Source organism: Allobosea caraganae (assembly GCF_003351345.1).
GTDB lineage: Bacteria > Pseudomonadota > Alphaproteobacteria > Rhizobiales > Beijerinckiaceae > Allobosea > Allobosea caraganae.
Window position 1 is genome coordinate 56,658 of the sequence record NZ_QQTO01000019.1, and the last position, 19,163, is coordinate 75,820.

The 19,163-nt window shown below is 66.4% G+C and carries 16 protein-coding genes and 1 pseudogene; 14 read left to right on the forward strand and 3 right to left on the reverse strand.

Annotated elements, in window-relative coordinates:
* Nucleotides 1-65: 65 nt before the first annotated feature.
* The gene (locus DWF00_RS08410) at nucleotides 66-1,532 is read right to left on the reverse strand and encodes an alkaline phosphatase family protein (protein WP_114827159.1); all 1,467 of its coding nucleotides are present in this window, start codon (nucleotides 1,530-1,532) and stop codon (nucleotides 66-68) included.
* 74 nt (nucleotides 1,533-1,606) lie between these two features.
* Entirely contained in the window at nucleotides 1,607-3,085 is a 1,479-nt protein-coding gene (locus DWF00_RS08415) for an ABC transporter substrate-binding protein (RefSeq protein WP_245973800.1), read from the reverse strand.
* 379 nt (nucleotides 3,086-3,464) lie between these two features.
* Here DWF00_RS08415 and DWF00_RS29030 point away from each other — a divergent pair, with 379 nt between their 5' ends.
* The 4 genes from DWF00_RS29030 to DWF00_RS08430 all read left to right on the forward strand — a co-directional run bounded on the left by DWF00_RS29030 (nucleotide 3,465) and on the right by DWF00_RS08430 (nucleotide 8,694).
* Complete coding sequence (locus DWF00_RS29030) at nucleotides 3,465-3,791, forward strand: hypothetical protein (RefSeq protein ID WP_147283614.1); 327 nt, start codon at nucleotides 3,465-3,467, stop codon at nucleotides 3,789-3,791.
* Nucleotides 3,792-3,811: 20 nt separating this feature from the next.
* Nucleotides 3,812-4,813 carry a LysR substrate-binding domain-containing protein gene (locus tag DWF00_RS08420; RefSeq protein WP_245973801.1) on the forward strand — a complete coding sequence of 334 codons (1,002 nt, stop codon included), beginning with the start codon at nucleotides 3,812-3,814 and terminating at the stop codon, nucleotides 4,811-4,813.
* A 123-nt stretch (nucleotides 4,814-4,936) separates the two neighbouring features.
* A complete protein-coding gene (locus DWF00_RS08425) occupies nucleotides 4,937-7,018 on the forward strand; it encodes a DUF4387 family protein (RefSeq protein ID WP_114827161.1) in 2,082 nt (693 codons plus the stop codon).
* A 32-nt stretch (nucleotides 7,019-7,050) separates the two neighbouring features.
* A complete protein-coding gene (locus DWF00_RS08430; protein WP_114827162.1) occupies nucleotides 7,051-8,694 on the forward strand; it encodes an alpha-keto acid decarboxylase family protein in 1,644 nt (547 codons plus the stop codon).
* Nucleotides 8,695-8,708: 14 nt separating this feature from the next.
* Here the strand turns inward: DWF00_RS08430 and DWF00_RS08435 are convergent, their stop codons facing one another.
* Nucleotides 8,709-10,055 (reverse strand): 2-hydroxycarboxylate transporter family protein, encoded by a 1,347-nt coding sequence (locus tag DWF00_RS08435; RefSeq protein WP_114827163.1) that lies wholly within the window; start codon nucleotides 10,053-10,055, stop codon nucleotides 8,709-8,711.
* 23 nt (nucleotides 10,056-10,078) lie between these two features.
* On the opposite strand from DWF00_RS08435, the gene DWF00_RS08440 reads away from it, so the two are divergent.
* The 10 genes and pseudogenes from DWF00_RS08440 (at nucleotide 10,079) to DWF00_RS08485 (ending at nucleotide 19,161) form a co-directional block, all read left to right on the forward strand.
* Entirely contained in the window at nucleotides 10,079-10,393 is a 315-nt protein-coding gene (locus DWF00_RS08440; protein ID WP_245973802.1) for a GCG_CRPN prefix-to-repeats domain-containing protein, read from the forward strand.
* 25 nt (nucleotides 10,394-10,418) lie between these two features.
* Nucleotides 10,419-11,597 (forward strand): lipase family protein, encoded by a 1,179-nt coding sequence (locus DWF00_RS08445; RefSeq protein ID WP_210207829.1) that lies wholly within the window; start codon nucleotides 10,419-10,421, stop codon nucleotides 11,595-11,597.
* A 139-nt stretch (nucleotides 11,598-11,736) separates the two neighbouring features.
* Complete coding sequence (locus DWF00_RS08450; protein ID WP_114827165.1) at nucleotides 11,737-12,894, forward strand: DUF3734 domain-containing protein; 1,158 nt, start codon at nucleotides 11,737-11,739, stop codon at nucleotides 12,892-12,894.
* Between the two features lie 25 nt (nucleotides 12,895-12,919).
* Nucleotides 12,920-13,678 carry an acetoacetate decarboxylase gene (locus DWF00_RS08455; protein WP_114827166.1) on the forward strand — a complete coding sequence of 253 codons (759 nt, stop codon included), beginning with the start codon at nucleotides 12,920-12,922 and terminating at the stop codon, nucleotides 13,676-13,678.
* Between the two features lie 61 nt (nucleotides 13,679-13,739).
* Nucleotides 13,740-14,789 carry an FUSC family protein gene (locus tag DWF00_RS08460; protein ID WP_114827167.1) on the forward strand — a complete coding sequence of 350 codons (1,050 nt, stop codon included), beginning with the start codon at nucleotides 13,740-13,742 and terminating at the stop codon, nucleotides 14,787-14,789.
* A 256-nt stretch (nucleotides 14,790-15,045) separates the two neighbouring features.
* Nucleotides 15,046-15,195: pseudogene (locus DWF00_RS30050) on the forward strand (ethanolamine utilization protein); the annotation flags it as partial.
* A 192-nt stretch (nucleotides 15,196-15,387) separates the two neighbouring features.
* Nucleotides 15,388-15,855, forward strand: coding sequence for a response regulator (locus DWF00_RS08470; protein ID WP_114827168.1), 468 nt, complete (start codon nucleotides 15,388-15,390; stop codon nucleotides 15,853-15,855).
* A gap of 346 nt (nucleotides 15,856-16,201) precedes the next feature.
* On the forward strand, nucleotides 16,202-16,483 hold the full coding sequence (locus DWF00_RS08475; protein ID WP_181832452.1) for an STAS domain-containing protein: 282 nt from the start codon (nucleotides 16,202-16,204) through the stop codon (nucleotides 16,481-16,483).
* A gap of 5 nt (nucleotides 16,484-16,488) precedes the next feature.
* Nucleotides 16,489-16,848, forward strand: a complete 360-nt coding sequence (locus DWF00_RS08480) for a response regulator (protein WP_210207830.1) — start codon at nucleotides 16,489-16,491, stop codon at nucleotides 16,846-16,848.
* A gap of 9 nt (nucleotides 16,849-16,857) precedes the next feature.
* Nucleotides 16,858-19,161: a chemotaxis protein CheA gene (locus DWF00_RS08485; protein WP_114827170.1), complete on the forward strand. Its 2,304-nt coding sequence runs from the start codon at nucleotides 16,858-16,860 to the stop codon at nucleotides 19,159-19,161.
* Nucleotides 19,162-19,163 lie beyond the last annotated feature (2 nt).

The window sequence follows — 19,163 nt, forward strand, 5'->3', positions numbered from 1 at the left end:
CTCGACGTCGGCTAAGGGCCAACAGCTGTGGGATGCTACGGGGCCGCACGCTCTCAACGCTAACGTTAGGCGATACGCCCGCCACCTAACAGGATGCGCGAACGGCCGCGATCCACGCTCGTCAGGCGCTGACGGAAGCGGCCGATTCCGACCTCGTGCACGACGGGGCCACGCCTCTCCGATGACGCTTCCAGCAGCGAGCGGTCGCTCATCGTCGCGGCGGGCGGCAGGCCGAACGCGGCGAGCACCGTTGACGCGATATCGATGATGCCGCAGGCGCGATGATCGCTGACGCCGCCGGTGAAGTGCGGGCCAGCTCCGATCAGGACGGTGTTGAGCTCGTGCGTGCTGAGCCCGCCATGCATGCTACCTCCTGCGGGGAGGTAGTCGGGCGTGATGAAGCTGATGCCCGGATTTCCCCAGACATCCTTGTCGTCGAACGAGCGCAGCACATAGACGAGATCCGGCGCGCGGGCGTGGTTCAAACCGACCAGCGAGAGCGAGAAGGTGCCGGGCACGTCACCCTCGATACCATTTCCGCCCGGCGAGAACAGCATGCCGAGGAAGTCCTGCTCCATCAACCAACGGGCAATCTCGTCGCGGCGGGCAATGCCGCCCTCGGTGATGCGAATCTCGCCCGTATTGCCGCGCGTCACCGAGATTTGCGTCCCGGTGAAGATCGGCTCCTCGGGGCGACAGCTTTCATGCCCCACCGTGCGTAGCAGGTCGTGTAGCGGGACAGTATCGGTCGTGGTGATATGGCCATGGTCGGAGGCCACGATGATCGTATAGCGTTCGTCGTCCGATTGTTCCTCGATCCAGCCAAGGACCCGTCCGAAGGCCTCATCCACGGCCTTCAGCACGCTTAGCGTCTCGTCGGATCCCAGGAAACGATAATGGGACGAGGTGTCGGGCTCGTTGAACCAGAGCAGCGCCACGTCGGGCTTTATGCGTTCCAGGACATGTTCACGGAAGACGCGTTCGGCATAGTCGATCTCGGCGAAGCGCGGCAAATCCCGCTCCGGCAATGGGCCAAAACGGGCAATAGCCTCGTCGACCGCTTCGGGCGTTACGCTCGCGTCTCGGCCGTGAATCGAGAAGGTCCAGTGTCCGTTGCGTGCCGCCTGCGGATTCATCATGAAGGTCGCGGCCGGCGAGGCCGTATGGACCACGGCCAGTTTTCGGCCATGCCGCGCCAGCACGTCGGCAAAAGTCTCCGCATCGACCAGGGGCCGGCCAGAACGCTCTTCCACCCGTGCGATCTCGGTGAGGCTGCGGAACTCGAGAACCTTGTTCCCGACTTCCGGAATGCCGAAATAATTGCCGATGACGCCATGGATGCTCGGTGGCGCCCCGGTTGCGATCGAGGCCGAGGCCGGACGGGTCTCCGAGGGGAAGATGCTGCGCGCCTCGCGGAACCAGGTGCCGCTTTCGGCGAAACGGACGAGATTGGGCGTCCGCTCCCGAGTGACGAACTCGGGCCGGAGGCCGTCGAAGACGCAGATGACGACGTGATCGGTGGATCTGGTCATGGAGTGCCTGCCGTTATGGCGTGGATTTGTCCCGCACGGCGCGGGTAGACCGCGCCGTGCCGGATTGCCGTTACTCAGCCCTTGGCGAAGGCCGCGTTGAAGGGACCGAAGTTGAGATCGAGCGTCAGGCCCGGCATCCAGGGCACGTCCTTGCGCTTGCCGTAGAACTGGCCGGAAGCGTGCAGGAGCACCACGGCCGGATCCTCGATATGAATGATGTCGAGCATCCGCCTGATGATCTTGCGGCGCTCGGCGGGCTCGATCGTATCGCGCAGCTTGGCGCCGAGGGCGAAATGCTCCGCGTTGCTCCATGTACCGAGCTGAGGGAACGTGCCTTTCGGCCCGAGCTCGCGCCAGGCATGACCGAGATAATCGGGGAAGACCGCGGTCGAGGAGATGTCGTAGATGGCGTGGACCGGCTTGCTCCAGACCTGCGTGAAGTTCTCCAGCATCTCGATCTTCACGTTGAGGCCGACCGCCTTCCACATCTCCAGCATGATCTGCGCGCCTGAGACCTGGTTCGTGTAGTAGTTGTTGAGCAGGCGGTAGACGATCTCCTCGCCCTTGTAGCCGCTGGCCTTGATCAGCTTGCGGGCCAGTTCCGGATCGTAGCCGGGAGCCTCGAAATCGGCGACATAGCCTTCGCCGAAGCTCGGCAACTGGAAACCGTTCACCAATGGGACGCGGTTCTGCCAGAGCGCCTCGACAAGCAGCTTGCGGTCGATGGCAAGGCTGAGCGCCCGACGCAGGCCCGGGTCCTTGAGAATGGGCGTGGTCTGGTCGATCGCCAGACAGCGGATGTTCTGAACCGCGCCGCCGACGACCTCGAGGTTGCTGCGGCCCTGGATGTCGGGGAACTGGTCCGGCGCCACGTCGGTGACGATGTCGTATTGATCCGTGATCAGGCCGTTCACGCGCGAGGCGAGCTCTGGGATGATCTTGTATTCGATGCCTGGGAACGGCGGCTTGCCGCCCCAGTAGCCGTCATGGGCGGCGAGGACGACGTTGATGTCGAGCTTCTGGCTGACGAGCTTGTAGGGGCCTGTGCCGACCGGGGCGGCGATCCACTTGTCCCAGGAACCGGCGGCATCGAAGGCGCGCTTGCTGACGATCTCGGCGCCCCAGGCAGTGAGGCGCTGCTCCAACTGCGTGTCGATGCCGTTGACATGAACGATCACGGTGTGGCTGTCGACGACCTCGATGCGATCAAGCGTTTCGAGGGTCTGGATCGCAATGGAGCGTCCCGACCTGCCTGGGCCAAGCACATGGTCCAGGCCAAGCGAGAAGGCGACGTCATCGGCCGTGAACGGGCTGCCGTCGTGGAAGGTCACGCCCTTGCGCAGATAGAAGCGGACGGCGCGATCGCTCACGCGTTCCCAACGCTCGGCGAGCGCTGGGCGCAGCGCCATGTTCTTCGCATGATCGAGTGCGACCAGCGTATCGAAGATCTGCGGCATGATGCGCCGTGCGCCGGTGTGATTGGAAATGACCGGCTCCAACGCGGGCGGGAAGCCCGACATGGCGACGATGAGCTTCTTGCGCTCCTGTGCCACTGCTTGGAAAGGCCCGGCTGCGGCTAGCAAGGCTCCGGAAGGGCGAAGCGCCGTAGATTGTTGTATCTTTCTAACGCCTAGAATCACCGGTGGGCAGGCCGTCGCAATATGCGGCGGCCCTTCTGTATTGGCGCCCGGGCTGGCTCATTTCATATTTATTGCGCGCCGGCCCAAAGAATTTCAGGGTTGATGCGCTGAGCTCTCAAGGCATATTGCGCGGGCGAGCCGTTTTGCCCGTAGAATGGCCATTTCGCAATTTCAGTGGTTCCTGCACAATCCATTTCTTGAATCGTGAAGAAACCTCGGAAACTGCGCGCAAAATCGGCTCCGGGATTTTAGTTTCGAATCAAGCGCTTGAGCGTATTTCTCTGAAATCGGCGTGCTGAAGCAGCTTCGCGCGCGTCGGCTGGAAGGGCTCGACTCAAACACATCGACCAGTTTAGGGCAATACGCCACGATAGAGGCCCCCTCTAAAGAGGCTGATCTGTTGTCCGATGTGCTCATTTGGCCTGTTGTGGCCCTTGGGAGCGTCTGCTTTCAAGTATTTCTGCTGCATCCACCGGGATCAGGCCAGATGAATACTGTCTTCAGGCTCCGTCGTCAGCGTTTACCCTCGCTCGATGCATTTTATCCGAATCCGCTCTCATACGGCACCGGCCATCGAGATGCCGGCCTGGATTGGATTGATGAGCCGCTTTGCGCTTGATATTGCACTGAACTGCAAGCTTGTATCGAGTAACAGCGATCCGGCATGTCGCGATCGGACTGTGTTCGAACGAGCTGGTCTTTCGCATGCAGCTACGTCACCTGCGCTACTTCGTGAGCATCGTCGAGGCGGGCAGCTTCTCGCGCGCGGCCACGACGATCCATGTCGCGCAGCCTGCCCTCAGCCAGCAGATCGCGGAGTTGGAGGAAAAGCTCGGGCTGAGCCTGCTGCAGCGCAGCGCTCGTGGCGTTCGCCCCACCGCTGCGGGCGAGGTCCTCTATCGCGAGGCTTCGTCGATCCTGCGGCAGATGGCGCAGCTTCCCGGCATCGTGCGCTCGAGCAGCGGCGAAGCGGTGGGAACGGTCGGGCTCGGCATGTCGTCGACGCTGGCCGCGAGCCTCGCGGGCCGCATCGTCGATACCTGCCGAGCCAATCTGCCGAGGGTGACCCTCAAGCTCGCGGTCGCCGACAGCGAGACGATCCGCGCCCGCGTGGAGTCTCATTCCCTCGACATGGCGCTCGTCTTCGAGGACGAGATGGTGCCGGCCTTTGCGCGCAAGCTCCTCTTCCGGCAGAGGCTCTACCTCGTCCCCAGCCAGACGACGAACGTCCCGGGCGCCGTCATCTCGCTCGCCGAACTGGCAAGGCTTCCACTGGTGCTGCCGGACCAGGCCAATGTCACGCGGCGCATGCTGGACCGCGTCTTCGACGCGGCGGGGCTGCGGCCGGCCATCATGGTCGAGGCGGATCAGTTCTCGGGCCTGCTATCCGCAGTCCGCACGGGCATCGGCGCCACCATCATTCCGATGGGGGCTCTCGACCAGTCCGCAGGCAGCGGCCTCGCCCAGCCGATCCTGATCGAACCACCGCTGCACCTGACCGCCTCGATCATCTCGTCGAGTGACTATCCGCTGACGCATGCCGGCGAGGCGGTGCGCGGCGCGCTGATCCAGATCATCCATGATCATCTTCAGCAGACTCGCCCAGCGGGCACGACCTGGATCGGCGGCAGCCAGCCATAAGCGGCGCCGATACGCGCATATCGAAGTAATATTTTTCCTGAAGCCCGGTTTCGACAATTGTCCCGCCAGATTTCGCGGGGCACGGCCGGACGGCCTGCTCCTTGACCCATAAAGGAGTTCTCTATGGCCAAGCTCATCTACCGCGTCGTCTCCGCCTGCGGCGCCCTCGGATATGGCTATCCCAAGGAATCGCTCGAGGCCGCTCTTGTCGGCCGGGTCGATGCGATCATCTCGGATGGCGGCTCGATGGATGCGGGCCCGTATTATCTCGGCACCGGGACGGAGTATTTCGAGACCGAGGCGGTGAAGGCGGACTATCGCCACATGGTCGAGGCCGGCTCGAGGCTCGGCTGTCCCGTCATCCTCGGCAGCAGCGGCATGGCCGGCGGCAACCGCAATCTCGACCTCATGGTCGGCATCGCCAAGGAGGTCTTCGCGGAGCTTGGCGTCACGGATGTGAAGGTCGCGACGATCGGCGCCGAGCTCGATCCGGAGACCGTGATCAAGGAGTTTCGGGCCGGCAGGCTGCTACCGACGGGACTCGGTCCCGAACTCAGCGAGGACGCCCTGCGCGAAAGCACGATCGTCGGCCAGATGGGCATCCATCCGCTGACCACGGCGCTGGAGGACGGGGCGCAGTACATTCTCGCCGGCCGCTCCTGCGACATCGCGCTCTTCGCCTCGGACATGATCCGGCGCGGCATCGATCCGGGCCTCGCCTACCATGTCGGGCACGTGCTCGAATGCGGTGCGCTCGCCTGCGATCCGGGCTCGCCGTCGGACTGCCTCGTCGCCGAGATCTACGATGACGGCACAGCGCTCTTCACCGCGCCCAACCTGGCCCGGCGCTGCACCGCCTATTCGATCGCGGCGCATTCGCTCTACGAGGAGAGCCATCCGCAGCTGCAATTCTATCCGGAAGGCATCCTGGCGATGGAGAAGACCGAGTTCTTCTCCCGCGATGCCCGCACGGCGGGCATCCGCAACAGCCGCTTCATCCGCTCCGGAAAGCCCTGGCCCTGGAGCATCAAGCTCGAAGGCGCCCGCAGGCTCGGCCGGCGCAAGGTCTCGCTGATCCATATCGATCCGGCCGACCTGCCGGAGATCCCGGACGACGTGCTGGTCTACGGCCGAAACGGCGTCCAAGTGCGACCGGTAGGCTCTTCGGAGCGCGAACTCGGCCTCATCGTCGAAACCCGCGCCGCGACGCAGGAGGCCGCGGTGTTGCTCGCCAGCCTGCTGACCCATTACCTGATCCATTACGGCTATCCCGGGCGCAAGGCGACTGCGGGCAACATCGCCTATCCGCTCTCGCCGAACCTGGTCAGCTTCCAGCGCGAGGACGGCTCCTTCGGCGCCATCGTGCCGAGCGGCACGCGCGACCCGGTCTTCTTCGCCAACTATCCGGCGATCAAGGCCGCCGTCATCAAGCTGATCGAAGACGAGTTCCCGGACGCGCTCGCGCAGGCGAGCTACGAGATCGTCGAAGCCGACGCATCCGCCCCGGCCATCCTGCTGCGGACCGTCGAGCGCGATGTGCAGAAGCTGGAGCTTCTGCACCGCGAGGAGATCGACCGGCTTCGCAAGCTCGTCGCCTTCAAGCCGTCATCGCTGCTCGCGCTCGATGCGCCCGACGCCTACGCCTGGTCGCTCTACCACCTCCTGCAGAACGAGGAGGTGATCAAGGACGAGATGTTCCCGATCAGCTATTTCCGCGCCAATGGTGCCGATTGGCAAGCGGACGGCACGACCCGCGCGCGCTATTTCGACATCGGCGAGACCGGGTATGCCGGCAGCCTCGACGACCGCACGCTCTCGCTGATCGCCGACGCGCCGCCGCCGGGGCCTGCCATCGGAACCCACCGCCTGCTCGACATGGCGGTAGTGATCCGCAGCAAGGACGCTGGCATCAACCGGCTGACCTTCGACATCATCTTCACCTCCGGCGAGAACTACGAGGCCGCGCTGCGCTCGAACGTCTTCCGCAAGGAGAGCGTGGCGGAGATCCTCGGCCTGCCTGCCGAGCGCGTCGTCGGGACCTTCTTCGTCGACAGCTGCAACGCGATCAAGATCTCGGTCGATCGCCCGAACATCTCGGCCTCGGTCGATGAGCGCGACGTCTTCGGCGCCCAGCAGCAGGCTGCGATCGAGGGCCTGATCATTCCGATCCACGCTGCGGCGCTGGCCAAGGCCTCGGCCTTCTGACGCCGCGCCTCTCGAACCCAAAGGATCTGACGATGACCAGGACCGTGATCCAGCATGTGCTGTCCCGCCTCCACGACATTGGCGTCAGCGACGTCTTCGGCGTGCCGGGCGACTATTCCTTCGCCGTCTCCGATGCCGTTTGCGACGATCCGCGCCTGCGCTGGATCGGCTGCTGCAACGAGCTCAACGCCGCCTATGCCGCCGACGGCTATGCCCGTATCAAGGGCGTGGCCGCCCTCTCGACGACCTATGGCGTCGGCGAGCTGAGCGCGATCAACGGCGTTGCCGGTGCCTATGCCGAGCATCTGCCGGTGTTCCACCTCGTCGGCACGCCGAACATGGCGACCCAGCTCGCCCGCGCGCCGATGCATCACACGTTCGGCAATGGCGAGTACGACCTGTTCCGCCGCATGAGCGAGCCGGTCGTCTGCGCCCATGCGGTGATGACGCCGCAGAACGTCGCCTACGAGACCGAGCGGCTGATCGCCGAGGCGCTCTATCATCGCCGGCCGGTCTACATGGCCTTTCCGGCCGATCTGGCGAACCAGCCGATGCTGGGCGAGGCCGCACCGATCCCGGCGCCGCAGAGCGATCCCGTCAGGCTCGCGGCCGCTGCCGAGGCCATCGTCGCAGCGCTCGCGGACGCCTCGACGGCCTGCATCGTGGGCGGCATCCTGGTCGCGCGCACCGGGCAGCGCGCTGCGCTGCAGGCCGTCGTCGATGCGGCCGGCCTGCCGTTCTCCAGCATGCTGATGGGCAAATCCGTGCTGGATGAGCAGCACCCGGCCTACATCGGCATCTATAACGGCGCGCTGATGAACGAACCGGTCCGCCAGTTCGTCGAGGGTTGCGACCGGGTGCTGATGGTCGGCGCGCCAATGACCGATTTCAACAGCGGCGCCTTCACAGCCCGGCTCGATCCGGTCCGAACGATCACGATTGGTCATCACCACGCGCAGATCGACGGCAAGACGTATCCCGGCGTCGAGATGGGCGAGCTTCTCGCCGAGCTGGCGAAGCGCCTCGCGCGGCGCGACTGGCCGCGGCTGCCGGCCAAGTCCCTTGGCCCGGCTGATGCCGGCGGCAGCGAGCCCATCGACGCCGCGGCGCTGTACTCGGGCTGGGAAAGCTTCATCAAGCCGGGCGACATCGTCGTGGTCGAGACCGGCACGGTCTCGATGGGCATGGGCTTCGCGCTGCTGCCGAAGGGGGCGACCTTCCATAACCAGACGCTGTGGGGCTCGATCGGCTGGGCAACGCCCGCCGCCTTCGGTGCCGCCATCGCTGCGCCCGACCGGCATGTGGTGCTGATCACCGGCGAGGGCGCGCATCAGCTCACGGTGCAGGAGATCGGCCAGTTCGGTCGCCACGGATTGAAGCCGACCATCTTCGTGCTCAACAATGACGGCTACCTGATCGAGCGGCTGCTCTGCAAGGACCCCGCCGCCTCGTATAACGATCTGGCGCAATGGCGCTACGCGGAGCTGCCCAGGGCCTTCGGCAACGATGGCTGGCTGACCGCCCGCGTATCGACCTGCGCCGAATTCGACGACGCCATGGCGGCAGCAAGGAACGTCGAGGTCGGCGCCTATATCGAGGTCGTCACGGATGCCTACGCCGCCTCGCCCCTCGCCGAGAAACTGCACGAAGCGGTCAAGACGCTCTACAAGTCCTGAGTTGGATCATGCGGTCAGCGCATCAAAGCTCCGGCACCGGCCATCGCGACCGCGAGCGTGATGGCGCCGCCCAGGCGGGTGACGATCTGCGCTTGCGGCATCAGCCGAAGCCGGTGGCTGGCGTTGAGGATGGCGACAGTGCCCGTGCCGCCCATGGCGGCGCGGGTCAAGGCGAGCACCACGCCATCCGCCGCAGTGAGGCCCAGCGGCCGCGCTATCGCGGCGCCCGCGAGCGCCATGCCGCCGACCGCCGCAGCAACTGGCAGCAAGCCGGCCGAACTAAAGCCTTCGATGAGCCGGTCCCAGGGCGTGAACAGCATCCCGGCGATGAAGAGCACGGGATAAATCAAGCCGCGCAAACAGTGCCGATAGAGCGCGATCACATCTTGCCTCGGTCGCCCGATCGCCGGATCGCCGAGACGCAGGAGGGCGACCAGCAGCAGAGCAATCAACGGGCCGGGCCAGCCCGAGACGCGCGAGATGTGCGACGCGACGACGTGCAGCATGATCAGCCCGGCAAACGCGGCTGCAAGACGGCCGGGGCCGCAGGCATATGCAGGGGCCTGGGGCGGGGGAGGCTGCGGCGGGTTGCCGGCCCGGCGATCCCCGCGCCGCTCCAGGAAGGCGATGCCTCCCGCTAGCACGAGCGCGAGGAGGTTGGCCGCTATGAGCGCGGGCAGGATGCGCGCCAGCAACTCGCTCTGCGGCGCGCCGAGCGCCTGCGCATAGGCGACCGACAGCGGAATGGCACCGGCGCTGAGGCCCCCGGCCATCATCGGCGCAAGCGTCAGCGCGAGCGTCTCAACGGTGGGGCGGCCGAGGAACAGTGCGGCGGCCATGCCGCAGATCAGCGCTGCTGCGGTCGCGAATGCCGCCAGGGCCATCAGGCGTGCCATCTCCGCCGGCAACGACGCGCGGTCGATGCTCATCACGCTTCCGGCGATCAGCACCGTCACGAAGAACCCGACGGCGTCGGTTGCATCGAGCAGTCGGCGCAGGGCGACAGTGCCGTCTTCGGGCAGCGCGCTCGTCGATGCGAGCCAGGAGGGCACGAGCAGCACCAGGACGGTGTCCAGGCCCGCGCTGCGCAGCAGCGGAATGCGGCTGCCGAGTTCCGCCAGCGCGAACCCGCCGACCACGGGCAGGAGCAGGCCGCACGCCATATCGCCACCCGCAGGCAGCGCGACAGCGACGGCCAGCGCGGCGACCAGCGCAAGGTAGAGCGGCAGCGGCACGATCCCGATGCGCGCCCGCGCGAAGCTGCGCCGCAAGCTCACATCCATCATCGCCTCTTCAGTCGCCGTGCGGCCAGCGCGCTCGTCGACCTCGAAGCCCCGCTGCGCCTCCGCGCAGCGGCCCATCCCTCGACGCCAGGAGAAAGTCCATGATGCTCCCCCGAATTGCCTGCCTCGCCCTCGTCGTCGGCGCCGCGCTGCCGGCCGCGGCCGTCGCGATGCCGGCGCAAACCAGTTTGCCCGATACGACCGATATCGTCAGGGTCGCCGGCGGATGCGGGCCCAATGGGTGGCGCGGTCCGTGGGGCCATTGCCGCAATACGCCATACTACGGCCGCCTGCCCAACGGCTACTACCAGACCCGCGTCGGCAACGGCTGCCCTCCGGGCTACTGGCGCGGGCCCTGGGGGCACTGTCGCAACACGCCCTATCATGGCAGGCTGCCGGGCGGCGGCTGGAAGTAATCGCGGAAGAAAGCGGAGGCAGGCCATGCGGCATCTCGCCCTTGCCTTGATGTTGTTATGCCTGGTTCCGCTCGCCGGCCGCGCACAGGCTCCGGCGGATTTCTACGATCCGCAGGGACTGGGCGCGTCCTGGGGCCGGCCCGGCAAGCTGCTGCGGACGGCTCACTTGCCGGGGGCACCGCTGGGCGCGACGGCCCATCGCATCCTCTATCAGTCCGTCGGCCTCGACGGGCGGGCAATCCCGGTCTCCGGCGTGGTCATCGTACCGCCGGGGCCGGCGCCGGCAAGTGGGCGGCCCGTCGTCGCCTGGGCCCATCCGACAACGGGCGTCGAAGACCAATGCGCTCCTTCGCGAGCCCAGGCGTTTTTCGCGTCGGTGCAAGGTTTGGACGCGATGCTGCAGCGCGGCTACGTCGTCGCGGCGACGGACTATCCCGGGCTCGGCATGCCCGGCCCCCACCCCTATCTCGTCGGCGTCAGCGAAGGGCGCGCGGTGCTCGATTCCGTCCGTGCCGCCCGCACGCTGCCGCAAGCGCGGGCTGGCAACAGCTTCGCCGTCTGGGGGCATTCGCAGGGCGGCCAGGCAGCGCTCTTCACCGGCCTGCTGGCACGGACCTACGCACCCGATCTGAAGCTTGTCGGCGTCGCGGCAGCCGCTCCGGCGACCGAACTTTCCGCCTTGCTCGCAGATGACATCGCGACGTCGGGAGGGCGCAACCTGACGGCGATGACGCTGTGGTCGTGGTCCCAGATCTATGACGCGCCGCTCGGCGACGTCGTGGTTCCCGAAGCGATCCCAACCATCCAGAGGCTGGCGGACGATTGCATCGAAAGCGTCTTCGACGTCTTCGCGAGGCTAGGTCCGACCCGCGCGCTGCAGCGCGCCTTCCTCAAGTCGGAGCAATTCTACGACAAGCAGCCATGGCGCGGGCTGCTCCAACGCAACACGCCCGGCCTCCTGCCGCGCGGCGTTCCCCTTTTCCTGGCGCAGGGCACGGCCGACGACCTTGTCAGGCCTCAGGTGACACGCGACTATGCCGACCGCCAATGCCGGGCCGGTCGGTCGGTCGATATGCTCTGGCTCCCCGATGTCGGGCATCTCTTCGCGGCACGGGACGGCGCCGAGCAGGCCATTTCCTGGATGGCGGACCGCTTCGCTGGCCTGCCTGCGGCCGGCAACTGCGTAGCGCCGGCGCCATACTAGAATCGAGGCTGGATCCTGCGGGATCCAACCTCTCTCGATCTGACCTGCGTCAATCATCAGCTTGACCGCCTGGCGGCTTGAGGCTTGGCTGCGTCAGGCTGCCCTTCGATCGTCGTTCCCCGACACCGCGAGGCTTACGATGGCCACCCACGGCAAGACCGCATCCGGACGCGTCCCGTTCGAGCGCATCGCATTGGTGCTTCAAGGCGGAGGCGCCTTGGGGGCGTATCAAGGGGGCGTCTACGAGGCGCTCGCGGAAGTCGGCCTGCATCCGAACTGGGTCGGCGGCATCTCGATCGGCGCCATCAATGCGGCGATCATCGCCGGAAACGCTCCTTCGGATCGCGTGGGGCGGCTGCGGACGTTCTGGGAGCGCGTGACCGAGCCGCCGCCGTGGATACCGTCGCTAATGACGTCGGCCCTGGGAGCGATGGAGTTCGGCAGCGACATCCTGCACGGGCTGGTCAACCAGGCGCATGCCGGGGTCACCTTGGTCAACGGAGCGCCGGGCTTCTTCGTGCCCCGGCAGATACCGCCCTTTGTCGCGGCCGCTTCCGTCGAGGCCAATAGTTTCTATGACGTCGCGCCGCTCCGGGGCACCCTGGAGGAACTTGTCGATTTCGACCGCATCAACGCGCAGGAGATTCGCTTCGGCGTCGGCGCGGTCAATATCCGCAGCGGCAACCTCGAGTTTTTCGACAATGCCGGCCAGACCATCCGCGCCGAGCACGTCATGGCCAGCGGCGCGCTGCCGCCCGGCTTTCCGGCCGTGAAGGTCGATGGCGAGTATTATTGGGATGGGGGGCTGGTCTCGAACACGCCGCTGCAATGGCTGCGGGACATCCGCCCGCGACAGGACACGCTCGTGTTCCAGGTCGACCTCTGGAGTGCCAAGGGAGAGGTCCCGCTCGACCTCATCGGCATCGACCTGCGCCAGAAGGACATCCGGTTTTCGAGCCGCACCCGCAAGAACACCGACCAGTTCAAGCAGGAGCAGCGGCTGCGGCGCGCGGCGCACCGCCTGCTCGCGATGATGCCGGACCAGAAATTTCCGGACGATCCGGACGTCGCGCTGCTGCGCGCGGAAGCGGACGAGACGGTCTACAACATCGTCCACCTGATCTATCGCGCCAAGGGCTACGAGGGCACCTCCAAGGACTATGAATTCTCCCGCGCGACGATGGAGGAGCACTGGGCCGCAGGCTACGCGGATACCGTGCGGACGCTGCGCCATCCCGAAATCCTGAAGCGCCCGGACACGCCGGACGGCGTCGCGACCTTCGATCTCGGCGAGTGATCATCCTCGTAACCTGGAGCAAGCCATGAAGATCTCCGACGTGCGCGCGAAAGCCTTCGCCATGCCGCTCAACGATCCCGCCTATCCGAGGCCGCCCTACCGATTCTACAACCGGGAATTCGTCGTCATCACCTATCGGACCGATCCCGAGGCGCTGCGCGCCGTGGTGCCCGAACCGCTCGAGGTCGTGGGAGACACGGTCGCCTACGAGTTCATCCGGATGCCGGACTCGACCGGCTTCGGCGACTACACCGAGACGGGGCAGGTGATCCCGGTCCGCTTCACCACGCCCTCGGGCGAGGTCCAGGAGGGCGGCTACGTCCATGCGATGTACCTGGACGACAATTCACCGATCGCTGGCGGGCGCGAGATCTGGGGCTTCCCGAAGAAGCTGGCGACGCCGAAGCTGGTGCACGAGCAGGAGACGCTCGTCGGCACCCTGCACTACGGCTCGGTGCTCTGCGCCACCGTCACCATGGGCTACAAGCACCGCGAGGTGGAGCTCGCGCCGATCGCGAAGGCGATGGCCAAGCCCGCCTTCATGATCAAGATCATCCCTCACGTGGATTGCACGCCGCGGATCTGCGAGCTCGTGCGCTACTACATGGAGGACGTGACGTTGAAGGGCGCGTGGACCGGACCAGGTGCCCTCCAGCTCTTCCAGCACGCGATGTGCGACGTCGCGCGGCTTCCGGTTCGCGAGGTGGTCTCGGCCAGCCACTACATCGCCGACCTGACGCTCGGCCTTGGCGAGGTCGTCTACGATTATCTGGACGAGCGCTGATCACGTCGCGAGGGCGATATCCGGGGCCGATCCTCACGCGTCGAATTGAAGGTGCCGGCGGATGGAGAATTGGCTGGAGCGGTTCGATCCCGGCGTTCACCGCCGCATCAAGGGGCTGAGGCTCGTCACCGCCTTCGGGCTGGCGGCGATGGCCGGGCGCATGCCGGAGGTGATGAGCGGCCTCGATGCCGGCCGGTCGCTGAGCCTTCTGGCCGGTGGGTTTGCGCTTTGGGCGAGCGTCTCCGAAGCGCGCAGCGCGCGCGGGGAATCGAGCCGCGACCTGCTGCTGCTCTGCCTGGCCGCTGCGATGGGCGCCGCGAGCTATGCCATCTGCGCGCCGCCGCTCGCCGCGATCTGGGCCTTCGGCCCGGAGCTGGTGCTGGTCAGCGGGGCGTTCTGCACCGGCTATCTGCGCCGCTATGGCCTGCTCGGCACCGGCATCGGCTCGCAGATCTTCATCGGCCAGCTCCTCGCCTATGGCTCGGGGCTTGGGCCGGCGGATATCTGGACCATCATGGTCGCAGGGCTAATCGCGGCCGGCAGCGCGATGATACCGCGGCTGTTGAGCGGGCCTGCCGAAAGGCCGGCGCCGGCCATGCCCGCCCCTCAGGTTCGCGTGGCCGGCCTTCCGACGGTGCGTCCGGAACTCGCGATGGGTCTCCAGGCGGCGGTCGCCGCGCTCGTCATCATCGGACTCACCTCGCGCTTCAGCCTGGCCGAGCCGGCCTGGGGCATCACGGCCGCAACCTACGTCATCGCCGGCTCCTCCGCCGGGACCATGGACCGGGTGCGGCGCCGGATTCTGGGCACCGCGATCGGCGTGCCGCTGGGGCTCGCTTGCCTGCCGATCGCCCACGAGGCGCCGCTGCTGCTTTGGCTCGCCGCGGCAGGCGCCATGGTCGTCTACGCCATGGCTCTGCCAGAGCGCTACGACATCGCCTCCGGCGCCTTCGCGTTCACGCTCGTCGTAACCTTGGCCGCCACTGGCGAGCATTCGGTGGCGATGCTGTTCTCCCGCGCTTGGGAGACCGTCCTGGGCGGCGCAATCGGCCTCCTGGCCGCGCTCTTCGTGCTTCCGCTGAAGCAGATGACCCCAGAGGCTCAATCGTGACCAGCCAGAGCAGCCACCGTACGGCTGACGGCATGTCAGAGGTTGTCCGTTGGTCGATTCCGGCCCTCGCGCGTCTACGCGATGGACATCCGGTTTGCGGGCCTCCCATGTCCGCTTCCGGCGCAGTGCTGGCCGGGCCCATTTTTCCTCAACAGTAAGGAGACATAAGAGCAGGAACTTTCTCCCTGAAAGTTTGCAATTGGTCTTGTTGCCCGCATCTCCAGGCTAAGCTCCGCCCACATCACGGAGAAAGACGATAAAAATCCACAAGTTCACCCTCGCGGATGCGTCGTTGGAGCGCGCGCCTGGGCAGCAGGCAGAGGTGTTCGTCGGCAATCTGGTCGACGAGCGGCGGGGAGGGCCGATCACCATCGGCTATGGACGCTACGCGCCCGGCCAGAACCTCGCCGCACGATCATGATCTCGCGGGGGGACGGGCAAATTGAGCTCCAACAGGCGATTAACGCCGAATTTACGACGCTTCCGCTAGGTTGGGGATGGCTCCCTCCAGGCGCGGATGCGGCCTCATCTGGTCCGCGCTTCGGTCTTCGTGGGACGCCGGCCTCGCCCTGTTGCGTAGAGTGTCCGAGCCAGCGTCATGCATATCGCGCCGTCCTTCCCGAACCTCTCGGTGCTGCTGATCGACCCCAGCCCGCACTACCGGCGCATCATCCGGACGATGCTCTATCAGGCGCAGCTGCACCGCATCTTCGAGGCGGCCGACCTCTCCTCGGCGGCGACGACCTTCATCCAGAAGCAGCCCAACATCGTCATCCTCGACTGGGACCTGCCGGATGCCGGCAGCATCAAGTGCCTGGCCTCGATCCGCTCGTTCAAGACCTCGCCCTTCGCCAAGGCGCCGGTGCTGGTGATGATGGAGCGGCCCGACCGCCGCTCGGTCGTGCAGGCCGGCAAGCTCGGCGCGCACGAGATCATCACCAAGCCGATCTCGCCCAACAGCCTGTGGGCGCACCTGTCGGGAATCATCAACGTTCCGCGCAAGTACAAGGAATTGAACGGCAGCATCACCCTGGTGCCGCGCGTGATCAGCAACGCGATGTTTTAGAGCATACTGCGGTTGCGCGGAACGCTCTCCCCGTCATCCCGGACAAGCCGCGCAGCGGCGCCGCTCCGGAAGCCATCGTAGGGGACTGAGCTCTATGATGGATCCCGGAGCTCCGTCCGGGATGACGGCGCCTGGTTCCGGCAAATCGCAGCACATTTCATGGCCGATCGAAGCCGGGCTCTACGCGTCTGCACGTTGAAAAATCGACGCATTTACCGCGCTCAAACATCGTTCACCACCTTCTTGCCCCAAGGTCGCCTAAAAGGTTGACGCAAGGGAGCCAAATTAGCGAAATCTTTACCAGTCTGACGCGATCTTCGACCGGCCAATCATAGGTCGCGCCGCCGTGGTCATCACCGTCTCCCTACCTCCCTTCCTTGGTCGTTCCGAGGCCGCCACCTTTCGCAACCAGCTGCTCGTGGCGCTGGAGCAGAAGGAGAGCATCGCCGTCGAATGCGCCGAGGCCGGCCCTCTTCCCAGCCTGTGGATCCAGCTGCTGCATGCGGCCGCAAGCAGCGCGAAAGCTCGGGGGCTTAGCGTGACGCTCAGAGCGGCTTCCGAGGAATGCCGCAAATCCTTGCAGGCGATCGGGTTCGATCCCGCTCAAAGCGCCCTCGTTCTGGAGTGATATCGATGCGAATTCTGGCCATCGACGATACCAAGACTCTGCTCAGTTTGCTGTGCCTGACCTTGCGGAATGCCGGACACGAAGTCGCCGCCGCCGAGAACGGCGAAGAGGGCCTGACCAAGTTCGACCAGTTCCAGCCCGACCTGGTGATCACCGACCTCAACATGCCGCTGATGGACGGGATCGAGTTCACGCGCGCCTGCCGCGCCCGCCCGGCCGGCCAGAACACCCCGATCATCGTGCTGACCACCGAGAACGGCGCGGAAATCAAGGCCGAAGGGCGCCGCGCCGGCGCCAGCGCCTGGATGGTCAAGCCGTTCGAGCCCAACACCCTGCTCGGCCTCGTCGCTCGCTATCAGAACTGAGGCCTTGCCGTGGATGCGCTAGCGGAACTCAAACAGACCTTCTTCCAGGAATGCGAGGAACTCCTCGGCGCGCTGGAGCAGAAGCTACAGGCGCTCGACGAGGGCTCGGTCGATTCCGAAGACGTTAACGCGGCCTTCCGCGCGATCCACTCGATCAAGGGCGGGGCAGGGGCCTTCGGCTGCACCGAGCTCGTCGCCTTCGCCCATGTCTTCGAGGCCTCGCTGGACCATTTGCGCTCCGGCCGCGTCGCCATCGTGGATGCGCCGTTCAGCCTGTTCCTGCGCTGCTCCGACGCCGTCGCCGACCTCGTCTCCGCCGCGCGCAACGACGAGCCGGCCCGGCCGCGCCCCGACCTGCTGGAGGCCCTGAGCCAGGTCGGCCAGAGCGAAGCGCCGAAGCCCGTTCCGGCACCCGCCGCCGCTGCTCCCACCAAACGCCCCCCGGTCAAGAGCGACGACGCCCCTCCGGGCATCGCCGCGCTCGGCAACCTGCTCGCGATGGTCGAGGCCAAGACCGGCGCGGCCAGCGCTCCGGTCGATGCCGGCTGGGACGACGAACCGGCCCCGGTGGCGGCGCCCAAGGCCAAGCCCGGCCGCGAAATCCGCCTCCACATCCATCCCGATACCGACCTGTTCCGCCGTGTGATCGAGCCGCGCGTCGTCATCGCGCTGCTGCCGCCGGAGGACATCGTCTCGGTCGTCTGCGACATGAGCCACGTGCCGGCGCTGGAGGCGATCGACGTCACCGATTGCTGGATGCGCTTCACGGTGACCCTGCGCACCGAGATGTCGATCGAGGAGATCCACGCCAAGTTCGACTTCACCCTCGCCGCCGAGGAGTTCGAGATCGAAGTCGAGCCGATGCCGGCCAATGACGATGTCGAGCCCGAGATCGAGGTGGCGGCGCCGGTCTCCGAGGTGCCGCAGAACGTCGCCGCCGACCTTTCCGCCATCCTGGCCAAGCTCGGCCCCGCTTCGGCCCCGGCCGCGCAGCCCGACATCGCGCCCGCACCAGCGGTGACGACGCAGCTCGTGACCGCGGCGCAAGCTCCCGCCGCGCCGCGTCCGGCCGCCCGGCCCCCCGCCAATGACGCAGTCGCGGCGCGCCAGCGCCAGGCCGTCAGCGTGCGCGTCGACCTCGACCGCATCGACAAGCTGATGAACCTGGTCGGCGAGATCGTCATCACCCAGTCGATGCTGGTCGAATGCGTGCGCTCGCTGCCCTATGACGTCTATGCCAAGACGGCCGAAGGCATCCTGACCCTGTCGCGCCAGACGCGCGAGCTGCAGGACCACGTCATGGCCGTGCGCGCCCAGCCGGTGAAGGCCGTGTTCCAGCGCATGCCGCGCTTGGTGCGCGAGCTGGCGCAGACGCTCGGCAAGGAAGTCCGGCTGGTGCTGGAGGGCGAGAACACCGAGGTCGACAAGACGATCATCGAGGAACTCGCCGATCCGCTGACCCACATGATCCGCAATTCTATGGATCACGGCCTGGAGACGCCCGAGGACCGCATCGCCGCCGGCAAGTCGCCGGAAGGGACGATCAAGCTCGTCGCCGAGCATCGCGCCGGGCGCATCGTCATCTCCGTCACCGATGACGGGCGCGGCATCGGCCGTGACAAGCTGCTCGCCAAGGCGAAGTCCCGTGGCCTCGTCGGCCAGGACGAGAAGCTCGCGCCGGAGGAGATCGACCAGTTGATCTTCGCCGCCGGCCTGTCGACGGCCGAGGTGATCAGCGACGTGTCCGGCCGCGGCGTCGGCATGGACGTGGTGCGCCGCAACGTGGAATCGCTCGGCGGGCGCATCAGCGTCGATTCCGAGCCGGGCCGCGGCTGCAAGTTCACGCTTGCCCTGCCGCTGACGCTGGCCGTGCTCGAGGGCATGGTCATCCGCTGCGGCGAGGACCGCTACGTCATTCCGATTTCGAGCGTGATCGAGACCCAGCACCTCACCAACACGCCGATCGAGCACCTGACCTTCGGCCAAGAGGTGCTTCGCTGGCGCGGCGAGGTCACGCCGCTCTACCGGCTCGGCGCGGTCATGGGCTCGTCCGGACGGCCGGACGAGAACATCATCATCATCGCCGAGACCGAGCGTGGCGGGAATGTCGGCATCGCGGTCGACGAGATCGTCGGCCAGCAGCAGGTGGTCGTGAAGAGCCTCGAAGGCAATTACGGCACGGTCAACGGCGCGTCGGCCGCAACCATTCTCGGTGACGGGCTCGTCGCCCTCATCCTCGACGTCGATTCGATGCTTCGCCTGGCCGCATCCAGCGGCCGCCCACCCGCTTCCGCTCTAAAAATGGCTGGATGATC